Here is a 22,864-nt window from a genome sequence, read left to right on the forward strand (position 1 = left end):
CCTTCGTATTCTCTATGGCGCGGGGTTGTTCAAGACCCCTGTCCCACGATAGTTGTGGGAGAGGGGTCTTGAACGAATTGTTGCGCGCCAGCCAACAAAACCCCGCGCAACATAGAGAGTTACGAATCCATAAAATTACAAATCCATTACCAGATTGTAATGATTTAGTAATGAGTTTGTAAAATTATTAAAGACCTGTGGACGTGAAAACAACATCCTAGAACTGACTTTGGGGGAATATTCTGACCGAAACGAGCACCAAATTAAACAGGATTCAAGATATCCTTGCTTTGGTTTGATGGTGAATTGACCATTGTACTGACAGGATAAGTTTCCATCAAGGCGGGGCTAAACGGGGTGAGCACTTCTTTGATCTTCTCCGGTTCACTCTCGGCAAGCCATTGGGACTGACCTTTACTATCCAAAATGACTGGCATGCGGTCATGGATGGGTTTCATGAGTCTATTGGGTCCACAGGTGACAATGGAACAGGATACCAGGGCATTCTCACCCTTTTCCCAACAGTCCCAAATACCGGCAAAAGCCAAAGTTTCTTGGGATTTTAAACGAATGCAAAAGGGCTGCTTTTTATCTTCCGTTTTCTGCCACTCAAAGAAGAAATCAGCAAGGATCAGGCATCGTTTCTTTTTGATGGAAGTTCTAAAGGCAGGTTTCTCAAAGATGGTTTCGCTGCGGGCATTGATCATCTTGTAGCCTAGCTTTTCCTCTTTGGCCCAGAATGGTACAAGTCCCCAGCGGGCAAGGGTCAATTCTTCAGGAGTTTCGTTGAGGATAACAGGCACATCTTGGCCGGGTGTGATGTTATAACGAGGCACAAGGTCAAAGGTGATCTGCTTCAAACGAAAAGCCTTCTTGATCTTCTCCTTGTTCGTGTTGGTATATCCGTACCGGCCGCACATATCAAATTTTAACCTCTAAAAGTTCATTCCAATCTGTCGTGAAACGTTTTGATTTGCGACTCTGCTTCATAAGCCACGGCTTGCCCATGCCTTCAGAAGCGAACTGTATTTTACCATGGTTTGCCGATGAATTGTAGCGATCAACAGTCTCCATGAGCTTCTGATGTCTTGTACCCGAGTATACCGGGCCGATAAAATATTCCTGTCCTGCTCGCTCGCTTACCAAATTCGTCAAGATCACTCCCGCCCGCTTAAATTTGTAACCGCTTTTAAAAATATGTCCCAAAATAATCTTACCGTAATGTGATAGTAGCGGTGTATAAGCCGATGGCGGATTGATGTACATTCCCAGCGAGTTGATATAATAATCGCCTTTGAAACGGTTTGTTTCAACGTACACATGGATATACCCAGCCAGTGAATGTTGTTTGCGAAGTTTAACACATGTTCGACAAATATAAGCGGAGACCGCTTCTTCAAGCTCTTCAAGCTTTTCAACGTCATAACCGAACATCCGGGAACAGCCGATCATCTTTTTATCCGCCACAACTTCATCAAGTTTAAGGCACGGAATACCGCGCAACTCCCAGACCGTTCGCAATCCGGTTACTGTCATTTTATTTTTGATGAGGCGATCAGGTGCCATTTTCAAGTCATAGGCTGTTTGAATGTTTTGACTATTAAGCCACTTCGTCCTCTGCCTTCCTATCCCCCAAATCTCATCTACAGGAAAATTTTTTAAATGTTCGTCCTCATCATCGAAAAGACAGAATACACCCGTCTTATAGACCTTCTTGGCCAAATGATTGGCAATCTTGGCAAGGGTCTTGGTCTTAGCAATCCCGACTGAAACCGGAACTCCGGTATGTTGTTTGACGGTATTACGAATTAATTGTCCATACGCTTCAAGATCATAATTCTTAAAGCCACTGAAGAATAAAAATGCCTCATCAATCGAATACATTTCAATGTTAGGTGAAAAACCCGAAAGGATATTCATGATCCGAGCTGACATATCCCCATACAAAACATAATTTGAGGAAAACACCCGAACGTGGTGCTTATCGACGATGTTTTGACATTCAAACAAGGGTTGTCCCATTTGAATACCTACATCTTTAGCCTCTTGAGAACGAGCCACGACGCAACCGTCATTATTGGAAAGAACGATCACGGGAATGCCCTGGGCGGTTGGGTCAAAAACCCGTTCGCACGAGGCGTAAAAATTATTACAATCTACAAGGGCGTAAGAATCCATACTCACACCGAATGGATGACGTGGACAACCACTCCCCAAACTTCAAAGTCTGTTGTATCGGTAATTTCAATAGGCTGATAATTGGGATTCTCCGGTATGAGGGTTATCTTGCCGGAATGTTTTCGTAACCGTTTAACGGTGAACTCGCTATTAACGACAGCCACAATTATCTTGTTGTTGGTTGCCTCTTTAGAACGATCTACGATCAACATATCACCACTAAAGATCCCGGCGTTGATCATGGAATCGCCTTTGACCTTTACGAAAAACGTCGCTGATGGATGGTCAATAAGGTGTTCGTTAAGGTCTAATTTCTTTTCGATGTAATCGTCAGCCGGGGATGGAAATCCTGATCTGATTCGAGAGAGGAAAAGAGGAAGTTTTTTCTTGATGAGTATGTCGCATCCAAATACATTGGTTATCATGAAAAGAGATTACCATACATTTGGGTGGTATGTAAATAAAATTATATTTTCCAAGCTAACTTATCGCCCGCATCCCTTCATTGTGTCCACTTTTTTGGGGTAAGATCAACCTTTGATTATCTGCCATATTAATTACTCCCTTTTACTTATCATAATCCCCGCTCTTTCTTGCTTCCCATGTAGCAACCAGAAACGAAGCCATCGCACCAGACAGGTTGACTGCTAATTCTGCATGACGCAGTGCTGGCTTTACCGGGCTTTTTCCTTGGCCATGGGCATCACTGATACGATTGCGAAGGCTACCCATCCCTTCGATTACTGCTACGCAACCACCTAATATTTGTTTAAAAACTTCCTCGGTATGCTGGCTAGGAGCGATATTTAAACCTTTTGAAGTTAATTTGTATAGCTTATGAAGATCCGTTGCTGAAGTATATGCTATTTCAAGATCATCAAGTACATACTTACAAACTGCCTCTAAGAGTGTTCTCGCTGTAGTAATTGCCCCCTCTGGATCAACTCGCCGTCTTTCTAATGTTTTCTCCCATATATCGCGAACATAAACAGAATCCAATTTTTTAGTATGATCAAGAGTCAGCTTATCATTTGGGGAAGAATTGTGCTCCAATTTCCTATACCAAGGTTTAGATATTATTTTATGATCACATAATATATTAAACAGATTCTCATCTTTTACAGCCCAATGTGTTCTCATAAACTCAAAATCGTCTATATCAAGTCGCTTTCTTGCTTTCCAAATTCCCTGATTCGTTAATTTCTTAGAAAATATATTTTTCAAGAAATTTATTTCAATAAAAATTGTTGACCTACGTTCTTTTAATAATTTAATGTGTCCAAGCTTTGCGTAACCCTCTTGTCCCTCATGCATAAATAATGATGGAATGAATTTTAATTTTTCTATATCATCTGCATTCAAAGGATTTTTAAAATTTAATGATGAAGAAGTATATTCACCAAATCTACTCTTATCGAATGCAAATTCGGAAGAATTCCAAGCTGATTTGTCCCCCGCAACTAGTAAGTTATACATAAATTATTTCCCCGTTGTTTCCTCAAGCATCTGTTTAAACTCCTGATCAATCCTGCCCCCTAATTCTTTTACCTTACGGAAACCTTCCCAAGCCTTGTTCTAATCTTTTAACTAATAAAGAATGGCCCGATTATGGTAACCTGCTCTGGATTATCAGGATTATTAGCCCTCTCCTTGCTGTCGCCTACAATTCTACTGTATTTTAGAAAAAAATACTACTCACACATTAAGCACCAACTACTGCAATGATCAGCTGAGAACCACGCTAGAAACCATGGAGAAACCGCGTAGAATGGGAGGGGATATGCGGGGGGAATCAGAAAAAAAGTATACAATATCGAATTCGCTGTAGAACGCGCAAGTCCAGTCTTTCAATAGATCTGAACGATTGGCGTGGTGATTCAGGCTACTGCTTATAATTTCCAATCAATCTGGTTAAATCTCCGTTTGAGTTTTTGACCGTAACTTTTGTGTAAAATCGAAACATTCTTTATCATTCCTGATAGTCTTTCTTTAAACATAGCTTTTGACTTCTCTCGACTTTTCGCCTCTCCAAAAACTCCCCAATATTTATTAATTTGTGTACCTGGCCCTTGCACAACGCAGTTATTTACTATGGATTTGATTAATTCTCTTCGTTCAATTGGCAACGATACCCTCTCATTAACTACATTACCGGTAACTTTCTGCCTTTTATAATTCCCTAAATATTTCTTCTTATCTTTTTTAACCTTAAAGCCTTCCTGCTTGATCATTTTATAAATCAATGCTTCGAAACCAACGATTTCTCTGTTTGCAGAAATTGTAATGTCATCGGAATAAAAAGTATAATCAAAATCATACCCCCTAAAAGCCTTTTTAAACCTACGATCTAAATTGACAAGGGATAGGACAGCCAAAGTTGAGCTGGTAGGGAAACCATGTGGCACACAATAATCTGCTGTGGAAAGGGTGGTCAGAATTTGTGCCTGCTGTTCATTTAATTCTAGTGATTTATATATTTTATTAACACGGGTGTGATGAATGCTGGGGAAGAAACTTCTAATATCATACTTCGCAACAAACTTCTTTCCTACATGAACGCTGGCATTCGTATTAACAGAATGTCCTTTGTTATAGCCATGCATTGACTCAGGAAATTTGAATCTTTTTAAAATAAATTTATTTATTTTTCTTTGAAATGATTTTAATTCTTTGGAGGGAACGGTAATATCCCTCTTCTTACCCTTGATAACGACGGCAGAAGAGTGATAATGCTTCTGAAAATCTTGAAGTAATTTCTGCAGTTGGGTTGAATCAGTTTTTAATAATACAGCTACTGAACGAACACCGAATAAATGATTCTCATTTGTTAAAGCCATCGCAATATAAAATTAAGTCCTTTGAGGACGCATGATGCAAGATGAAAAGACTCTTTGGATTATTTCGGCTAAAGTTTTAGCGCATTCCAAAAAAACTTTCAGTGATACGCCGTTTTTCTTAAACCATCGTATTCCTTGAAGAGTCTTTTCAAGCCAAACCGATTTTTTCCTCATTTCACACCTCCCTTCATCTTTGGTTGTTCGTTTTGCTGGGGTTATCCCCATCTTGAATGACTAAATAACTATAGCCATTAGCTCTCTATCCATAAATCAGTGTATAAGTTATGCATACTTAAGATTCCAATCGTTGGTGAGAACCATTGTTAATGCGATAATGGTCTACCGTCGATATTCATCTACAGCATAGCCTGCATAGAGAGAAAGTCTCAAAAAGAGATAGGCTCAAACATTTATCTAACTTTGAGCTATAAAGGAAGAAGATCGTGAATTGCGTTTGAGGAAAACCAAAGAACAATGATAAGGTTCGCCTTATCTGGATATTAGTATATGCAAAATTTCACGAAAGTCAATCGCATTTTTAGCAAACATCGATTGAGAGTGCTAATACAGTTTTATTTAATAGCAAAACGCTATCCCATACAAAATCGAGAATAAAATAAATTCGATCCACAAAATCACAGTACTCGACCCATCCAATTTACAATGAACGCGACCGCCTCTTCCCATACATTTATTCATACCCACAACCATTTTGGGTGTCCAAAAAGTGTCCATACTTCCTTAAAATTCAATAAAAACCGTTAAGTCAAATAAAAAAAACTCCATTTTCGATGGAGGTTTCAGTTTCTTGTTGAAATGTATGAAGTTAAAAAAGGGCCAAAACTGTTTACAAGTCAGACACCCCCAACAAATTAATTTAAATTCTGCAAACCGTTATAACCATCTCTCCTCCAGTCAATTTGCTCGTGCTTGGCGGAATCAACACAACTGCTAACTAGACTCTTTAGGCCGGTTAAATGAGCCCTTATCCCTATCAGGAAGAAAGATCCTCCCAACGCCGCGGCCCAACCCCAACTTATGCTATAACCGATAGAAAAGGCAATAAAGCCCCAGAGGAGACTCATAGCGTAAATCATATGCAAGACTCCCCGAGGTCTATTTAACAGCCACAATGAACCTAAAAACATCACTCCAAAAACCAACCAAGAACGAAACGCGATCCCGTAGAGGGTAGAAAACAGCAATTGTTCAAACCACAAAATCTTGAAATTGGAATCGCCTAACCGATCTTTAATTTTCCTAATAAATTGAGACATGTAGCCCCCTTTAGCCTAAACGAATTGTCAATTTCAAATCAAAAACATCCGCAATACGTTTTAAAGTATCAATGGTTAAATTTTCTCTGCCCGTTTCCAACTTGGAAACAAACTGCTGAATAACTCCTAACCGTTTTGCCATTTCTTCCTGTGTATAGCCCAGCTGACGGCGAATGGTTTTAATTTGTTGCGCAATACTCATTCTTTCAGATAAAGCACTACCATGAACCTCAAGTTGTGCAGCTATTTGATCATATATTCTTTGCCAGAACAGGGCCTTTCCCTTCTTCCAAGCATCCTGATCAATCCTTTGCTTTATAACAGGCCAATGCCGGCAAAAGACCTCTTTGGGAATATAACTAAAGGCCATTTGTGTATCACTAATGCGGGAAAACAATTTTTCCGCGTAAATATAGAAACGAGGGTTTTTCTCATCTTTCAAGATATTTTTAACCCTTGTTTCGCTTAATCTGGTATCCCACAACCAATTAGTTTTCATCCAATCACCCTATTTTAATTTATCCGGAATCTTTCTTATAATCTGTTCATCCAAATGCTTAAAAATTTTACCTGTATCAATGCCCGGGACTAAATCCATAAGACCCAATTTCGTTTCGGTCTTATCAAATCCTCTATACCAAGCGTCAAGCCGTTCTGCTTGATCATAAGAAAAAAATTCAAAGAAAGCATCGCACAACAGTTTATGTTTGGAAGAAAGATAATAGATATCGAATAAATCTTTAACACTTTGCCTCCCTGTAGCTATCTTTCGTCCGGTATCCAATTCTTTCCCTCGCATACCAATAGCGGCGTATAACTTGCGAAGATAGATGTCATCTATAGAGTGTAATCCATTTCTTATCAGGTTCATGTTTGCTACATAATCTTTTACAAAATCAATTTTTAGGACATGATTGTTCTTTAATTCCATAAAATAAACTTTCATGGGAATTAAGCTGGGATCATCTTGCATAGCATCTAATCGATAATCAAACCCCGTCTCTTCTTTAATAAATTTCATAATCTTATCTGGATCACTCTTTTTATATTTTTGACTGAAGAAGTCTAAATCCTCTGAAAACCTATGCTCAAAATAAAAGGCTAAAGCTGTTCCTCCAGTTAAATAATAATCTTTGAATTTCTTGGTCACTAATTCAGTTATACGCTTTTGCTCTCCTTGAATATATGCAGTCTTTTTAGTCATTTTTACCTCACTAAAAGTATACTACTCATAAGTAGTATTGTCAACTTAAGCTAATTTATCCCATAAATTTAAAAATTCAACTTTTCTACAGATCTATCCACATGCTCATCAGCCAAATGTGAATAAATCATGGTCGTTTCAATATTTGAATGACCAAGAAGCTTCTTGACTGTCGGCAAATCCACACCATTCATGATTAAGTGGCTCGCAAAAGTATGCCGCAAACTATGGACTTTGGTCACATCTGGAAAGCCACATTTTTCAGTAATTGACATTAATTTCTTCCTTAGATAATTTGGCTCAATTTTTATACCTTCCCGGTTAAAAACATAAGATGCCAACCTTCCCCCTGTACGATCCCTTTGCCTCAAAAGTAGATCATAGAGACTGCTACTTATAGGTATTTCTCGTTCAGAGGTTTTTGGACTCCAATCGTCTTTATAACGAATTTTGATTTTCTTACGTTCAAAATCAACATCACTCCAAGACAGATTTTCCAATTCACTTTTTCTCATCCCTGTATGTAAGAATGTATAGAGTATTGGATAAAAAAATTCACCGCATTTTTCTAAAAGTATTTTACATTCCTCTTTGCTCAAGAATCGCGGCTTTTTGTTTAGCTCCTCTTTAAGAAGTCTTACACCCTGTGATGGATTATTCCTAGTATATCCCCATTTCACTGCGAGATTAAACATAGCATGCAAACAAATCAGTTCATTGTTCACTGTTTTGTTTGCCGCTCCCTCGCCTTTACGAAATGCCTGATAATCTTCAAAAAACTTTGGAGTTAAATGTGAAATTTTCTTTATGAATTGAAACTTGCTAAGGTAGGTCTTAAAGTGATCAACAATTGCTCTGTAACGTTTTTGAGAAGACGGTGAGTTATGAGTACTACCGTAGGATTTAAATTCTTCGAAGAGTTTACTTAATTCACTGTCTTGTGGTTCAACAAAACCAATTTCCTGTCGTTCAATTTTTACTTCAATATCTTTTAATGCTAACTCGGCAATTCTTTTTGATTTACCAATTGCCTTACGAACTCTTTTTCCATTAACACGAAAATCAACGAAATATCTACCACCCTTTGTTCTTAATGTTGCCATAAAAAAACCCTCCATTGTTGATGATTGTTTTTTTTGGGCACCTTTTGGGCACCATCATCTTAATGGGGGGTTTAAGATTCTTATAACCCTACTATAACACATAGGGTTACATAATATCTAAAAAAAAATACGGAGAGGGAGAGATTCGAACTCTCGAGCAGCCTTTCGGCCGCCATACGCTCTCCAGGCGTACGCCTTAAACCGCTCGGCCACCTCTCCAAAATAATATCATCTCACAATCACATAACGGGCCGGTGACAACATACCAATCAGAGCAACCGGCCCATTTCTCAAAGGATTTCTTTTCTGATTCCCAACAAACAGTGTCCAATGCATTTCACAAACCCGGCATGGCGATACATTTTTTACCGAATTTAGGGTAATAGATTACCACAAAAGACGGAGGTTGTCACAGAGAATCCCGGAAAATCAAAGGAAAACGGGGAGAAATGCGGCGAGGCCTGTTTATTTCACTATTTATATGTCAGCAAAAGCATAAACGCGATAACCGCGATCAATAACCCGGAGAGCGTTCTGTACTTTAAGAGAACCCAATCGACAAATTTGAACTGCGTTTCTTCCAACTTCGGCAGGAAACGCTTCCGGATGCCGTATTCGCGCTGAAGCGCCTTGTCAAAATGCACGAACGCCTCCTGGGAAACCACAAGCATAATGCCGACAAAAAACGAAAACGAGATCATGAGGTATACGATGACTTTGAGCGACTCCGAAAGACCGAAATCCTCCAGCATGGAACACCTCCGTTTAAAATGTTAACATCCTGCCTGTTTATGTCCATCATATCGGACGGGCATGTCGGATTCAAGACAAATGTGGCATTTTCTCTCCCCGCCTCAGGAGTGTCCTGAATCCCTGCGCCGTTTCAGCGCCAAATGCTTGAAATCCCCAAAGACAGACTCCAGCACAATGCTCCAGATGACCTTATGCACCTTGTCTAAATGGACCGAACCTTCGACATCCTCTCCATTGACGGTAAGGACCTTGACTCCCGTTTCAAACTCGGCAGCGGCCCCGGCGGCTACAGGAGCGGGCCGAACCCATTTCACAACCCCCTCCATGGCAATGGGTTCTGTGGCAGAAGGCAGAAAAACCTCTAAAAGCAGGACATCCTCTTTTTGAAGTGCACTGGAACAGGTAAAACACAGGCCCTCAACACTGATATTTTTGCTCAAGGCCCCATACTTAGCCGATGAGGGCTGTTCTTTTCCACTCGCTTTGATACGGTAGTCAATACGGGTCCGGATATCAAAATTGACATAAAAATCGATCTTGAGGTCGGTTTCGTAGCGTTCAAACCGGCGGCGGTCATCGCCCGGGAAAATTTTCATGGAAGTCCTTTTCTAAAAAATGACAAGATGAATTTTACTATAACGTTTTCACGCTGGCCGCGCAAGCAATTTAGCGGATTTATCTATCGCCGGCCCAAAAAGAAAAACGAAGAGACGTTGTCTCCTCGCTTTTCTTTGTTCAGAATCACGCATAAATCAAGAAATCGCTTCCGCTTCCTTGACAACCGATTTTTTCGTGATGAATTCCTGGGTCATCTTGTAAGCCTCATCATCGGAAAACTGCTTCGGGGGGTGCTTTTTGAAGTACGCGGACGGGCCCTGCAGGGCTCCCCCTTCCCCGCGTTCCAGGGCCAGCTTGCAGCAACGGATGGAATCGATCGCCACCCCCGCGGAATTGGGAGAATCTTCCACGGAAAGCCGCAGTTCAATGTTCATCGGGACGTCTCCGAAAAGCTTCCCTTCCATGCGCAGAAAACAAATCTTATTGTCTTTCTGCCACGGGACATAATCGCTCGGGCCGATGTGGATATTTTCCGGGTCCATGCGGTCCGCAGCCACGGATTGGACGGCCTCTGTTTTGGAAATCTTCTTTGACGCAAGGCGCGCTTGGTTCAGCATATTAAGAAAATCCGTATTACCGCCGGTGTTGATCTGATAGGTCCTTTCCAACTTGACCCCCCGCTTCTTGAAAAGGTCGGTCAAGATGCGGTGCGTGATCGTGGCGCCGAGCTGGGCCTTGATGTCGTCTCCGATAATCGGCAGGTTTTTCGCGCGGAATTTGGCTTCCCATTCCGGGTTACTCGCGATAAACACGGGAATGCAATTGACCATGCCCATGTGCGCTTCCAGCGCGCACTCGGTGTAAAATTTTGTGGCCTCTTCAGAGCCCACAGGGAGGTAATTGATCAAGATTTCTGCCCCGGATTCCTTAAGGAGGCCGATGACCTGCTCCCGGGTGGGTTCTTTCTCCCCTGACAGGACAAAGGTTTGTTTGTCCTGGTAATTTTTCATATGCTCGGAAACGCCATCCAGGATCTTTCCCATGGTGACCTTGACGCCGCAGAGGGGGACATCGGAGCAGAAGATCGCCGTGCAATTGGGCAGGGCAAAAATCGCCTCGTTGACGTCTTTGCCGACTTTTCGCTTGTCAATGTCAAACGCCGCAACCACTTCAATGTCAAAGGGACGATACCCGCCGATATCCCAGTTCATCAGGCCGATGCTGTCTTCAGACGTCCTTGCCTTATAATAATAAATCCCCTGGATCAGCGAGCTGGCACAATTCCCGACCCCGATAACCGCAACTTTGATCTTCGACATCCTGAAACTCCTTTAAAAAAAGAAAGTCCGGAGACCGTCGCAACGGTTTCCGTTTAAGAGTGTTGACTTAAAATATTACACCACAAATTTGCGATAGTCAATATCTATGTCAAGCTCTTTCGATGGCCCCCGGCCCAAGACGCAGGTTATCTCAATCAAAAACAACGGTTTTGTTGCCGTAGCCAAGGATCCGTCTCTCCAGGTGCCAGCGCACTGCCCGCCCCAAAACCCCTTTTTCCAGGTCCTCCCCTTTGCGGACCATATCCTCAAGGGTGTCGCGGTGGCTGACCCGCACGGTATCCTGCTCAATAATGGGGCCCTGGTCCAAATCCTCCGTAACATAATGGCTCGTTGCCCCGATTATCTTGACCCCCTTGCGGTAGGCCTGGGCATAGGGCCCCCGGCCGCTGAACGCAGGGAGAAATGAGTGGTGAATGTTGATAATCTTGTTTTCATACCGCTTGACGAACCCTTTGCTCAGAATCTGGTGATATCGGGCCAAAACCACCAAGTCAACATGGTGCGCATCCAGGACAGCGAGCTCCCTCTTTTCCTGGGCGCGTTTTGTCCGCTCTGTGATCGGAAATTCAAAAAAAGGGATGGCAGACTGCCCTGCCGCGATTGCGGCGTCGGGATGATTGCTGATGACCAGGGGGATTTCGCAGGACAGTTGCCCGCTCCTGTGGCGGTAAAGGAGATCATAAAGGCAATGGAGATGCCTGGAGACAAAGATCGCGACCCGCGGACGGGCATCCGTAAAATGGAGGTCCCACCGCATCGAAAACTTCTTGGCCACAGGATGAAAACGGCTGGCAATTTCACTGCGGGGCAAAGCAAACCCGGACAAATCCCATTCAGCACGCATGAAAAAGGTGTTGGACTGGCCGTCAATGTGTTGATCAGCATGGATAATATTCCCGCCATTTTTATAAATAAAGCTGGCCACCGCCGCCGTAATCCCTTTTTGGTCGGGACAGGAGGTCAGGATGATGGCATGCGGGGATCGGGATTGTCGGTCAAGCGGCATACGGGAATGAGTGGGATCCGATGTCATAGAATTCCGGGAAGTTAAGCAGAGATATTATAATACCGCCGGCGTGAAACATCCAGGGGAACTTACGTGACGACGCGATCACAGCGCAAGGGAAAAACAGCTTGAACAGCGCAGACAGCCACTAAAAATACTTCTTGGTGCGCACCAGCTCCCCTCGCTCATAAACCGTTTCCCTCAACAAAATGCCCGATTCCGAAAAGACACGCACCGTGCCTTCCGGCTCGCCGTCTGAATAGGCGATCTCCATCCACAACCGGCCGTTTTCGTGATACTTCCGGGCCTTTCCGTGCAGGACACCATTTTGGTAGGGATATTCATAGGAAAGATTGCCGTTAAGATAAAACCCCTTGGCCACGCTTGTCAGGCGGTCGTTTTCATACCACGCGAGACGCTTGACATCGCCATTATCATAATATTCAAAGAAAACGCCCTCATTCTGCAGTTGCTGGACATTGGCCAGGCCGTCCATCGACCCATGAGCCGCATAAAGCTCATAAAGGCCGTCCTGAATGACCCCTTCGCCTCTCGCGGATAACGGGAAGGCGAAAAGTAAAATCGATAAAAGCAGTAATGATTTTTGCATGATAACCCTCTCTTTCCGGAACATGCAACGCAGTTCAAGTATAAAATATCCTGTCCTGCGGATGCAACCTGGCGTGAAGGGCCTCTTGGGGCGCGGCAACGGCGGCTGTGAGGGAGAATGACAGCTATTTCATCCGTGTCAATTGGACGGTCATGAACATTCCCAGGAAGGGGTTCAGGGGGGAAAGCAGGGCCTCAATCCAGCGCGAGGCTGGGGACAAAAACGACGGCAAAAGTTGTTTCAGGGTGAACCCTCCGCTGAGGAGATACCGGAACGGCGTATGGAATTTGATCCTGTCAATACGAAATTGAGGATACTCTGTTTCAAAAGTCTTACGGTCCCGGCAGAAAACGATCCAAGGCAACGCCCCGTTGGCCGAAGACAGCGGGCCAGCGGAATCAAAACTCCAGCCCGCTTTTGGGAGGAATGGTTCGTGATGAAAATTTCGGTAAATAAAGCGTCCGAATAGGGAATTGGCCGGTTCGATCATGATGATCCGGCCCCCGGGCGCAAGGCAACGACCGGCTTCAGACAAGAAAACGCGGCTGTCGGGGATATGGTGCATCACGTTAAACATCACAAAAGCCCCTACAGCCCCATCCCGGAACGGTATCCGAAGCGCGGAAAAATTCAAATCAATCCCGTGCCCTAAAATCATATCGGAGGTCACGATGCCGGGGATGATGTCCTTGATAAAGCCTCCCCCACTTCCCAGTTCCACGACGCTTCCCCGGCCTTGAACCCCAGCCAGGGATTCACGAAAAATGGCATAAAACTCCGCATAAATTTCACGGAGAAGCCGCTTTTTGCGAATGATTTCCCCGTGAACGCGGGTTGTTTCAGGAGAATCGAGGTCTGTGATGCGAAGTGTCTCCGGCAAGGCAAAGAGTGAAAAAAAACGGCCTCGGGCTGGAAAGGGCATGAAGGGAATGTATTCCTGGATTATCCGGAAAGGGGCAAACGGCCTTATCGGCTGGCAGCCAAGTCCTTGCGAGTCTGGAGCAAGTCAGCCTGCTTACGCCGCAAATCCATGGTCCGCGCCTGCTGTTGGGCCCGAAACTGGTTAAGCTGTTCGTTCGCCTTCCGGGATTGTTCTTTCGCCCGTGCGGCGATGTCCTGGGATCTGGTGCGGCTCGCCATGAGATGACTGAAGAAACTTTTAGCGTTTGCGGCCAGTCGCCGGGAGGAATCCTGAAACCTGGCAACCTGGAATTTCAGATCAAATTTGTTATAAAACAATTCGTCCGTGATCCGCATTTCCGTGTGGGAGGTGTAGCGGTTGACCACTTCATATCCGAAGGATGTATCCGCCCCCAGCAAAACAAAAAAAGCACAAGCCCAACCTGCCCCCAAAATTTTCCCTGAGCGTTTCATAGGCAACCTCGCTTAAAGTTTTTATCGCATTTGATAAATTTTGTTCATTCTATCAAACCACCGGGAAATTGTCAAAGCTGTCTTCGCCTTACCGGGGCAGCCGGGAAGCCGAGGTCAATTCTCAATCAGCGGATCATACCGTCAACTGGGTCATTTCTTCAATGGCCGGTTAGAAGGTACGGCCTCCAAATCCTGATCGAACACCAGCTCGCCGGATTCTGAAAATGTTTTACGGTTGACGCAAACCCCGTTGCGGTAGGTATTCAGGTACTCCAATGACCCGTTTTCATAAAAAGTTTTATCCGGGCCGTCCTGTATCCCGTCCTTGTAATAAATTTCAAAATACGGAGTCCCGTGGCGATCGTAGGCCGTAAAGATCCCATGCAAGAGACCCGTTTTGTAATGCTTTTCCTGATGCAAGCCGCCATCCTTGTAATACACCCGATAAACGCCCTCCAGCTTCCCGTTGCGGTAATTAACTTCTTTGGCGATTTGGCCCCCGGTATAATTCAAAAAATGCTGGCCGTCGGATTTGTCCTCGATATCCTGCCTTTCAATCAGGACCTCCTCATAATCAATCCCGTCTTTGGAGCTGGCAAAAATATCCTTGCGAATCTGGTCCGCGTCCAGCGTCCGGCTGGAACCCGCCATGTTGGCCTGATAAACCCCCTTCAAATCCGTGCGCTTGACATCCTCGTAATAGTTAACGGTGATCAACCGGCTAAGATAACGTTTGTAAAAGGCCTTGAAGCGCTCGTTGTCAACGGCCAGCATATAAAGGATAAAGCAAAGCGTAATACTGCAGAACAGGTAAACATACAACAGGGCGTCGATCAGGTCCTTCGTATCAATAATACCCTTTTGCCGAAGGACATTGATCAGGGACGGCGTGATGATGTTATTCAGAAAGATGACGAAGAGAGAAAGAAAAACCGCCAGGATCATCCCCATCCAGAATAACTGCAAAGCTTTCTTTATCTCCACGATCATCTGTTTTAGGCCTCCAAAAACGTACGTGTGCCCCTGTTTCCCGATTTGGGATGAATAAAGCCCCCCCTATAATGGTTTTAAAATAGTTTATCACCAACAGGAATCGAATGACAGCGCTTTGGGAGGAATTTGCAGGAGTAATGGGCAGGTGCAAAGACAGATTCGAACCGGTGGCGTCCCTCGATTTCACTCGGGCTCCCTCCGGTCGCTCGGGAGACTCCTCCGCCCCCGCTCACTTCTCGCGGGGCGCTCGTAACCAGGCGCTCCTTATTCGTCGCGCCACGAGCCCTCGAATCCCTCTTGCAGATATCGGAGAGGCTGGGGACTACAACATTCCATCCAGGAATGTCCCAGCTTCAACAACAAAAAGGAAAGGCTGGGATTCGTTCTCCTCCGCCCAGCTTGGAGGAAGGCCCCGGACTGCTCACCAGCTCGCAGTCGCGCATATCAGGTGCTCCTTATTCGTCGCACCATGCGCCCCCGGAACCCGGCCGCCCTCGCTCGAACCGGTGGCGCTCGGGTCGGCTTCGAATCCCTTGTCAGATAACGGAGAGGCTGGGATTCGTTCTCCTCCGCCCCGCTATTCAGCGGGGCTCCCCCGAACCCGGCCGCCCTCGCTCGGACCGGTGGCGCTCGGGTCGGCTTCGAATCCCTTGTCAGATAACGGAGAGGCTGGGATTCGAACCCAGGACCCTACTTACGCAGGGCAACGGTTTTCGAGACCGCCGCATTCGACCACTCTGCCACCTCTCCGAAAAAACCTTTCTTCAGCTATTCGCATCCGCCACAGACGAAATGAGCCAGCGCCAGGACCGCCGAGCTGTAATCCAGGGTGAGCCAACTGCCGTTTGTGTCAGAAAAGTTGGCCAACTTCTCCGGCAAACAAAACTTACTTAAGATATTCCGGCTGTTGCGCCGTCCGAACGCTGGAGTCAAGGCTGACGATTTGCTGCCAGGACTTCACTTCTTCGTAGGAGTCTGCTTCAAAATCGACATTTTTGTTGTTCGCACGCAGTTTTCCGTCTTCCGTAATGCCGAACTCAACGGAAAGCTGAAAATCGTTAATCGGTGAAGCGGAAATGACATACCTTCCCTGTCCGGTCGAGGTCATGTCGTATTTATATCCTCGGCTGATTCCCCGGCGAAGGTCCTCCCCCTTCACAGACAAACTGTCCCTGGCGGAAATGATGTGAAAATCCGGCAGTCCAGACAAATTCCCAATCGTGCGGTTTTCCACCAAAATATACGCCCGGACCAGGCGGTCCAGAACATCCACGGTGAATCTCGCCTGACGCGCCTGCGTGTAAATCGACAGGTACGAATACAACCCCCAGGCTACCGCAGGGCTGACCAGCAGGAAAGCCCACAACAAAAATTTGACAAGCTTGATCCCCCTCATTCTGCTCCTCCAATCATTCTCTCGCTCAGGACTGGCGCAACTGGCCACGCTCCACCGGGACCTGTGAGGCATAGATCATGCCCTTGGCCACATCGTTGATCCCGAGGATCTGACAAACCCGGGGAAGGGAAATCCCCTGCCTCAGGCAATCTGCGGCGAACGCATGCCGCAGGGAAGAAATGGAAATGTCCTGGGATATATTACATCTATTTCTTAATTCTGAAAACTCCAAAGAAAAAATTTTCCCATCAGGAACGGATTTTTTGCCCCGGGGAAAAACATGCCCCTGACCCTCTCCTTTCCGGCATTGCCGCAATTTTTCCAGCAATTCTCTCGCGGCGGCACTCAAAGGGACTTGCCGAACCGTCGAACCTTGCCCTGGATGGGCCGCCACCGAGACGGTATTCCCGTCCCAATCGACCATGTCCCAGTGCATCCCCGCCAGCTCCCGGGGCCGCAGACCCGACAGAAGCATAAACTCAACCCATGGGCAGTCCGCGTCACGGCTTGAGGAAAACAGCCGGCTCAATTCAGAAGGGCTTAAAAACCGCGGATACGACCTGGCCACCACCGTTTCCAAACGGACATGAAACAGCGGATTGTCATTGAGGGCCCCGGTCTTGATGGCGTATTCAAACGCCTCGAAGAGCAACAACAGAGTCAAATTCCGTCTCCCGGCCGAATTCCTGTTCACGCCTGTCCCGCGGCGAAACGCCCTCCGGTACTGTTCCATCACCGCCGGAGTGATCTGAGAAACTTTTGTGATGTCCGGCCGGCTGCCATTCAGATACGACATGAAATGCCGCGCGGCAGATGCGATCCGATCCGCGGTTTTTACCGAAAACCGGGACCGGCAGAATTCCAGGCACTCTTGGAAGAAAATATCGATATCAACATCACGGGAAACCGCCTGCAGTTCTCCGGCCGCGATTTTGGCCTCAATCGCCGCCAAAAGACGTCTGGCCTCCGCCGCATCACTTCCGGCTTTCTGGTGGTACTTCAAACCCCGGGCTTCAAATTCCACATAATATTCATTTCCGATTTTCTTGACCAGCCCCATGATATTCCTCTCGTGCCGCCGCCATACGCGCTTAGGGTCGGGCAGGGAATTGCACCGGCATCAAAAATATGCTGTGGACATTCCTGACTGTGCCCAAGTCTATTTCCCGGGGGGACCCGAGCGAATCCTCTTCCCCCCACGCAAAAGGCCTTAAAAAAGCCGCCCAACGGGACCATGTGATGATTTGCAGCATTTTATCGTCCGGTTTCCGAATTTTGATGAGACGGAAGTTAATGTCCACCGGGCCGCGGTAAAAAAAGGCTTCCAGGGGCTGGGGATCGAACGAAAAACGGACCGGAAATCGTTTAACCTTGCCGCTGCCAAGCCGCCCGCGAAGGGTCCCGAACGGCTTCTCGGAAACCGGATGACTGTCCTGGGTCAAAAACGCCTCAATGCGGTACTCTCCTCCCGCAAAATCGGACAAGTCCAATTCAGAAAAAATCTCGACATCGTCGATCCGTCCGTCCTTATTCCCGTCTCTCGCCGCATGGTTAACCGCGGCCACCCGGAGGCGGCCGGAAGCCCGGAGGGCCGCATCGCCTTCGGATTTCTTGGCATGATCATTGCGGACCAGATAGACAACAAAGCTGTAAGCAAGATGGATCATAAATATCAGAAGCGCCAAATTCCGGAAATTCCGGAAAAACGGCCGAAAGCATATACCAAACAGCGCCGCCATGAGCACAGGCACACCGTAATAGAACAGCAGTAAAATTTGAAGCCATGCCGTCGGGGTTCCGTTGTCCGCATATCTCAAAGGGATCGCGTATTTCTCAGTCATCACCGCGGCAAGCATGAGCGTCAAAAAATAGACAGTGCCCACCCTCACGGCCAGCCGGGCGACAGCGGTCTCCGGGTCATAAAACTGTTGTCGTTTTTGCGACATAGCCTCTTCCCTTCTTCAAATAAAAAAGGAACCAAGAGCTTGGTTCCGCGTCAATGCCCGGCCGGCAAACAGCGCCCCGAATATCAAACCAATGTCTTCGCGAACACCTCAACCACCTTCTGGTCAACCTGGTCCTTCATGCCGCGCAATTCATCAAGGGCTTTTTCCTGCGGAAACGCGGACCGGTACGAACGGTTGGAGGTCAGGGCGTCAAAAATATCCGCGACCGTGAGAATCCGGACCAACGGACGGACCTGGTCGCCCTTCAATCCGTCAGGGTATCCCATCCCGTCGATCTTTTCGTGATGATGCCGGACCAGGTCACAGAGCGCCCGCAAAGACCGGATTGGCTTGATAATCCCCTCTCCGATCTCACAATGCTTCTTCATCATGTCCATTTCCGCGGCGGTCAGCGGGCCATCCTTCGTCAGCACCTTGTCCGTAACTCCGATCTTACCGATATCGTGCAGCCGGGCCGCATCGCGCAAAATCTTCAACTCCTCGGCCGTTAACTTCAAAGCTTCTCCGATCTGCACGACATATTTGGCCACCCGCTCCGAATGCCCGCGCGAGTAAGGGTCTTTGGCTTCAACGGCCATGGCCAGGGCCGAGATCGTTTCAAAATACGTTTTTTCCGCGTCATCGTTCAAACGGGAATTTTCAATCGCGACCGCCGTCTGCAATCCCAGGTTGTAAAGCAGGTTCATTTCCTCGTCGTTAAACTCGTCCTCGATTTTCCGGCCGCTCAAACAGATGCCGCCTAAAAGCTTGTCATGCAAAACCAGGGGCGCGAAGGTCACCGGGGCGGACAGATACGGCGACAAGGCGCCCTCGCGCGGCACCTTGGACAGAACGGAAGTTTTCTTTGTGCTGAAAATCTGCTCAAACGCCGCGGCGTCCATTTTGATTTTCATCAAGCGGCCGTTGTCCTGTCCAACTCCATAAACCGCCTTGACCCGGTAATCTGTTGAGCGCTCTTCCTGGACCATCAGAATCCCCACCTTGCCCTGCAAGGCTTCCGTGACCGTCTCGACGATCAGGTTAAGAAAATTGTCGATGTTCTCCATTGAGGAAATCCCCTCCCCAACGCGGGAAAGGACGGAATGCAGGGTCTTCTTGGCAAGCTCCAGATTGCGGATATTTTCTTCAAGGCGGGAGGTGATTTCGTTGAAAGACTTTGCCAAAATGGCGATTTCATTAGTATTTCCGCTCTCCATGTCGTGCATTTTGTCCGGCCCCAGGATCTCCTCAAGAGTGGTCCGGTTGGTGTTCGTCAAATCGATGATGCCCTTAATGATGGAGCGTGTGGCGAAATACCCGATGGCCACACCCACAACGACCAACAACAGGGTCCAAAAGAAATTTTCCTCGGACAGTGAAACCTGCCCATAATCCTTCACTTGCCAGTAAAGATAATACAGCACACTCACGGGCAAGATCGACATCACAAAATAAAGGATGGTGAACTTCCGAAGGACAGAGGCGTTCTCAAAAGATGTAAGTTGAATTTTCACAGACATAACTTTTGGAGGCAGGCCGGTCCCAAGATGGGCAACCCGCCGGATTTTCTCGGATAATTATAACACAAACGCTTAAACGGAAACACCCGCATCCGGAATTTATGCCGGGCGGGCTCAACGGCCGCCGCACTACGGCAAGGCGTTGACGAGCAACAACCGGTCATCGACGCGCATCTTTTCCAAAACGCCGCGAATGGTGACAGCCGCCCTCCGGCTGGCATCATCCCAGGCAAACTGGAAATCCGGATGATACATCCCCTTGTAGCAGCTGCCCAGCACCGCCAGCTCAAACTCTTTCAGGATAAACGCCATGATTTGCCTGCAAATTTCGGGGTGTGCTTCCGGGGCGCTGCTTAAATCCTCCGGAAACTGAAGGCTGTTCAGCAAGACGGCCTTTGTCCTCACGTCCTCCTGAAGGCCGCGGATCGCCATCAAGAATTCCTCGCGATTCCGGGCCTCGGCGATGAACGAGCGGATTTCTTCCGCCGCCCGGTCAATCTGACGGTCAGCAAGGACAGAGAAATAAAATCCGTACTCGGGATCCATCTTCATCTGGACAATCACGCCCTTTATGTCAGACAGATCTGCAGGGACCGGCAGTTTGTATTTTACGTATTTCTTGACCTGGGACTGATAAACAACGGGGCTCAAGATTGTCATGATCAGCGCCAACGGCACCACAATGACCAGGGCAACGCCGGCGATCCTCAGGGCCGGGGGCCATTTCTGCCCCAAAGGGACATTCCCCCTTTTATCGGAAATTTGATTCATACCTGAACTCCTTTCATCTGCAAATGCCAGCAACCCAAATCATTATTCTTATTCTATACGCGAAACCCATCCCCGCCACAGGGAAATCGGTTTTTATGAACGCCCCGCGCTGAATCCAGATATATCACGGAGAGGGAGAGATTCGAACTCTCGATGGACCTTACGACCCATAACGGTTTTCAAGACCGCCGCTTTCAACCACTCAGCCACCTCTCCCGTTTGTCACCCCAAAATGTGCCGGCTTCCATAAAATTTTTCAGAGCAACTGGCCGACCGCTCAGCCATCTCTCCACATCCTCGATCCATCCGAAAATGTGCCAGCAGCCACTGTTATCCGGAACATCGGCCACATTTTCAGCAGAAAACATGGCAGGGGCAACGCTCAAATACAAAAATAAATTTACTGAAGCCTCTCTTGCGAAACATCATACCATTGATCGCCCGCTTGTAAAATAAAAAGCGGCGTCTTTCTGTCAAAATACGGCCAATAAAGGGCCTCTATGGAAGAATAAGTTTTAGGGAGCGGATCCCCACGCAAATAAACCGGTGGCAGACCGGAATTACCCGGATACCCGTCAGGGACAAAAAAAGAAAACGGCCGGTTTTGCGGATGTCCTGCCACAAAGGATTCGACAGTCTGCAAAAGTCGCCGCTCTTCCCTGCTTTCCCGCGCCTGCCGTAGGTTCGTGGCAAAAGTCAGGCCCGCGTTCCCAATAATGAGCAGAGATACAGCCGCAGCCGTCAATATGCGCCAGCCCCTCTGATGAGCGCGGGAATCATCAGGGTCTGTCAAAGAATACATGAAAACAAGAAAAAAAGCCCAGAAAAAATATCCATAATAGCTGCGCCGCATCAAAAAATCGACATTATAAAAATTGATCCGGCCCAGGACAACAGCGGCGCTATAGCCGATGATCAAAATAGCGAAAACTCCCCAAACTCTTCCAGACCGCATCGGGCCGCGATGGCGCCGACTCTCGAGAAAAAGGACCCCCATGCCCCCGACGGCAATCCACGCGGCTGAGTATAATAGCGATGAATATCCACCCAACAGGTGGAGCAGATTCTTCGAAACAAGGAAAGATAGTCGTCCGCCATCCCAAACAAATTGCAGATCCGGGGTAAAAAGGCCTTGCGTAACCCACCAATAGTTGCTTTTGATCAAATTGGGAATAACAGCAGAAATTTTGTATGCGGTCCCCGGGGTCGACCACTGTCCGGAGGTTGTTAACAAAAGGTTCCCAAGGCTCCATAAAACATAAAGCGCAACCGGGAACAGGATCCCCAGGCGGACTCCCAGCGGGACTCGCACTTCCCGGGATCTCGCTGTGAGATCACAGAACAGAATCACTGCGACCCCGAGGCCAAATTCGTAGAAAAAATCCGCTGTGCCGAGAAGAAGGACAAGCCAAACCGCCCGCCACGGCCGGCCATATTTTTCCTGGATGATGGAATAATACTGCCCCAGTGCCGCCAGCGTCAGCGCCATCCAGAGCATATATCCCTGGACATGCGCCCAGACCACCATCTCATTGTTCAAAGTCAGGACCAAAAAGAAGGCCGCGAACATGCTGGCAAAAACTCCGCCGCGGATTTTTCGCAACAGCCGCCACAAGCACCAGACCGTCAAAAGATGCAAAAATATCCCTGCCGCCTGCCAAAGCTCAAAGCTGTATCCAAACAGATACCGGGCCGTCCCCAACCAAACATAGAACAGGGGCCGGAAAAGCAGTTCATCACCGGGGCAAAAACTGCGGGTCCTGTTAAGATCATAGGCGTCCAGCGCCAGGGACGGCCAGCCCTCCCTCCCGGCTGTCTCCGCAAGATAAAAAATATGGTCGGCCCGAGGGACGTGGAATAGCGACGGGCTGTAAACGCAACAGCCCAAAATCCCGAATGTCAAAAAAATGAAATACGTGTAAAACGCTTTGGGAAGCGGCGCGTTCCACGCCTTGGAGGGGTTCTGCGGGCTGGCTGTCACGTCAAAGGGTCCTTTTC

At 47.1% G+C, this 22,864-nt stretch carries 23 protein-coding genes and 3 tRNA genes; all 26 read right to left on the bottom strand.

Going from position 1 to position 22,864, the window contains the following annotated elements; translation table 11 throughout:
- Positions 1 to 263 precede the first annotated feature (263 nt).
- The 26 genes from Q8Q08_10060 to Q8Q08_10185 all read right to left on the bottom strand — a co-directional run bounded on the left by Q8Q08_10060 (position 264) and on the right by Q8Q08_10185 (position 22,847).
- On the bottom strand, positions 264 to 920 hold the full coding sequence (locus tag Q8Q08_10060) for an SOS response-associated peptidase (GenBank protein ID MDP2654361.1): 657 nt from the start codon (positions 918 to 920) through the stop codon (positions 264 to 266).
- 1 nt (position 921) lies between these two features.
- Positions 922 to 2,178 carry a Y-family DNA polymerase gene (locus Q8Q08_10065; protein MDP2654362.1) on the bottom strand — a complete coding sequence of 419 codons (1,257 nt, stop codon included), beginning with the start codon at positions 2,176 to 2,178 and terminating at the stop codon, positions 922 to 924.
- 2 nt (positions 2,179 to 2,180) lie between these two features.
- Positions 2,181 to 2,603 carry a translesion error-prone DNA polymerase V autoproteolytic subunit gene (gene umuD, locus Q8Q08_10070; GenBank protein MDP2654363.1) on the bottom strand — a complete coding sequence of 141 codons (423 nt, stop codon included), beginning with the start codon at positions 2,601 to 2,603 and terminating at the stop codon, positions 2,181 to 2,183.
- Positions 2,604 to 2,745: 142 nt separating this feature from the next.
- On the bottom strand, positions 2,746 to 3,654 hold the full coding sequence (locus Q8Q08_10075) for an abortive infection family protein (GenBank protein ID MDP2654364.1): 909 nt from the start codon (positions 3,652 to 3,654) through the stop codon (positions 2,746 to 2,748).
- Positions 3,655 to 4,067: 413 nt separating this feature from the next.
- Positions 4,068 to 5,015: a reverse transcriptase family protein gene (locus Q8Q08_10080; protein MDP2654365.1), complete on the bottom strand. Its 948-nt coding sequence runs from the start codon at positions 5,013 to 5,015 to the stop codon at positions 4,068 to 4,070.
- 872 nt (positions 5,016 to 5,887) lie between these two features.
- Entirely contained in the window at positions 5,888 to 6,292 is a 405-nt protein-coding gene (locus tag Q8Q08_10085) for a hypothetical protein (protein ID MDP2654366.1), read from the bottom strand.
- Positions 6,293 to 6,302: 10 nt separating this feature from the next.
- Positions 6,303 to 6,791, bottom strand: coding sequence for a helix-turn-helix transcriptional regulator (locus Q8Q08_10090; GenBank protein ID MDP2654367.1), 489 nt, complete (start codon positions 6,789 to 6,791; stop codon positions 6,303 to 6,305).
- A 9-nt stretch (positions 6,792 to 6,800) separates the two neighbouring features.
- Complete coding sequence (locus tag Q8Q08_10095; protein MDP2654368.1) at positions 6,801 to 7,496, bottom strand: nucleotidyl transferase AbiEii/AbiGii toxin family protein; 696 nt, start codon at positions 7,494 to 7,496, stop codon at positions 6,801 to 6,803.
- A gap of 68 nt (positions 7,497 to 7,564) precedes the next feature.
- Complete coding sequence (locus Q8Q08_10100) at positions 7,565 to 8,599, bottom strand: tyrosine-type recombinase/integrase (protein ID MDP2654369.1); 1,035 nt, start codon at positions 8,597 to 8,599, stop codon at positions 7,565 to 7,567.
- A gap of 130 nt (positions 8,600 to 8,729) precedes the next feature.
- A tRNA-Ser gene (locus tag Q8Q08_10105) sits at positions 8,730 to 8,818 on the bottom strand.
- Between the two features lie 254 nt (positions 8,819 to 9,072).
- The gene (locus Q8Q08_10110; protein MDP2654370.1) at positions 9,073 to 9,351 is read right to left on the bottom strand and encodes a hypothetical protein; all 279 of its coding nucleotides are present in this window, start codon (positions 9,349 to 9,351) and stop codon (positions 9,073 to 9,075) included.
- A gap of 102 nt (positions 9,352 to 9,453) precedes the next feature.
- Entirely contained in the window at positions 9,454 to 9,948 is a 495-nt protein-coding gene (locus Q8Q08_10115; protein MDP2654371.1) for a PilZ domain-containing protein, read from the bottom strand.
- A 156-nt stretch (positions 9,949 to 10,104) separates the two neighbouring features.
- Complete coding sequence (locus Q8Q08_10120) at positions 10,105 to 11,229, bottom strand: inositol-3-phosphate synthase (GenBank protein ID MDP2654372.1); 1,125 nt, start codon at positions 11,227 to 11,229, stop codon at positions 10,105 to 10,107.
- 151 nt (positions 11,230 to 11,380) lie between these two features.
- Positions 11,381 to 12,256 (bottom strand): formyltetrahydrofolate deformylase, encoded by an 876-nt coding sequence (purU, locus tag Q8Q08_10125; GenBank protein MDP2654373.1) that lies wholly within the window; start codon positions 12,254 to 12,256, stop codon positions 11,381 to 11,383.
- Positions 12,257 to 12,404: 148 nt separating this feature from the next.
- Positions 12,405 to 12,866 (bottom strand): hypothetical protein, encoded by a 462-nt coding sequence (locus Q8Q08_10130; GenBank protein ID MDP2654374.1) that lies wholly within the window; start codon positions 12,864 to 12,866, stop codon positions 12,405 to 12,407.
- A 124-nt stretch (positions 12,867 to 12,990) separates the two neighbouring features.
- Positions 12,991 to 13,587 (bottom strand): class I SAM-dependent methyltransferase, encoded by a 597-nt coding sequence (locus tag Q8Q08_10135; GenBank protein MDP2654375.1) that lies wholly within the window; start codon positions 13,585 to 13,587, stop codon positions 12,991 to 12,993.
- Positions 13,588 to 13,832: 245 nt separating this feature from the next.
- On the bottom strand, positions 13,833 to 14,240 hold the full coding sequence (locus tag Q8Q08_10140; GenBank protein MDP2654376.1) for a hypothetical protein: 408 nt from the start codon (positions 14,238 to 14,240) through the stop codon (positions 13,833 to 13,835).
- Positions 14,241 to 14,390: 150 nt separating this feature from the next.
- Complete coding sequence (locus Q8Q08_10145; GenBank protein MDP2654377.1) at positions 14,391 to 15,230, bottom strand: hypothetical protein; 840 nt, start codon at positions 15,228 to 15,230, stop codon at positions 14,391 to 14,393.
- A 664-nt stretch (positions 15,231 to 15,894) separates the two neighbouring features.
- A tRNA-Ser gene (locus tag Q8Q08_10150) sits at positions 15,895 to 15,983 on the bottom strand.
- A gap of 136 nt (positions 15,984 to 16,119) precedes the next feature.
- Complete coding sequence (locus Q8Q08_10155; GenBank protein MDP2654378.1) at positions 16,120 to 16,629, bottom strand: hypothetical protein; 510 nt, start codon at positions 16,627 to 16,629, stop codon at positions 16,120 to 16,122.
- 25 nt (positions 16,630 to 16,654) lie between these two features.
- Positions 16,655 to 17,689: a tyrosine-type recombinase/integrase gene (locus Q8Q08_10160; GenBank protein MDP2654379.1), complete on the bottom strand. Its 1,035-nt coding sequence runs from the start codon at positions 17,687 to 17,689 to the stop codon at positions 16,655 to 16,657.
- Between the two features lie 31 nt (positions 17,690 to 17,720).
- On the bottom strand, positions 17,721 to 18,575 hold the full coding sequence (locus Q8Q08_10165) for a hypothetical protein (GenBank protein MDP2654380.1): 855 nt from the start codon (positions 18,573 to 18,575) through the stop codon (positions 17,721 to 17,723).
- 83 nt (positions 18,576 to 18,658) lie between these two features.
- A complete protein-coding gene (locus tag Q8Q08_10170) occupies positions 18,659 to 20,089 on the bottom strand; it encodes an HD domain-containing protein (GenBank protein ID MDP2654381.1) in 1,431 nt (476 codons plus the stop codon).
- Positions 20,090 to 20,224: 135 nt separating this feature from the next.
- Positions 20,225 to 20,866, bottom strand: coding sequence for a hypothetical protein (locus Q8Q08_10175; GenBank protein MDP2654382.1), 642 nt, complete (start codon positions 20,864 to 20,866; stop codon positions 20,225 to 20,227).
- Positions 20,867 to 20,993: 127 nt separating this feature from the next.
- A tRNA-Ser gene (locus Q8Q08_10180) sits at positions 20,994 to 21,082 on the bottom strand.
- Positions 21,083 to 21,266: 184 nt separating this feature from the next.
- Positions 21,267 to 22,847 carry a hypothetical protein gene (locus tag Q8Q08_10185; protein MDP2654383.1) on the bottom strand — a complete coding sequence of 527 codons (1,581 nt, stop codon included), beginning with the start codon at positions 22,845 to 22,847 and terminating at the stop codon, positions 21,267 to 21,269.
- Positions 22,848 to 22,864 lie beyond the last annotated feature (17 nt).

This window comes from Candidatus Omnitrophota bacterium, assembly GCA_030688425.1.
GTDB lineage: Bacteria > Omnitrophota > Gorgyraeia > Zapsychrales > JANLHA01 > JAUYIB01.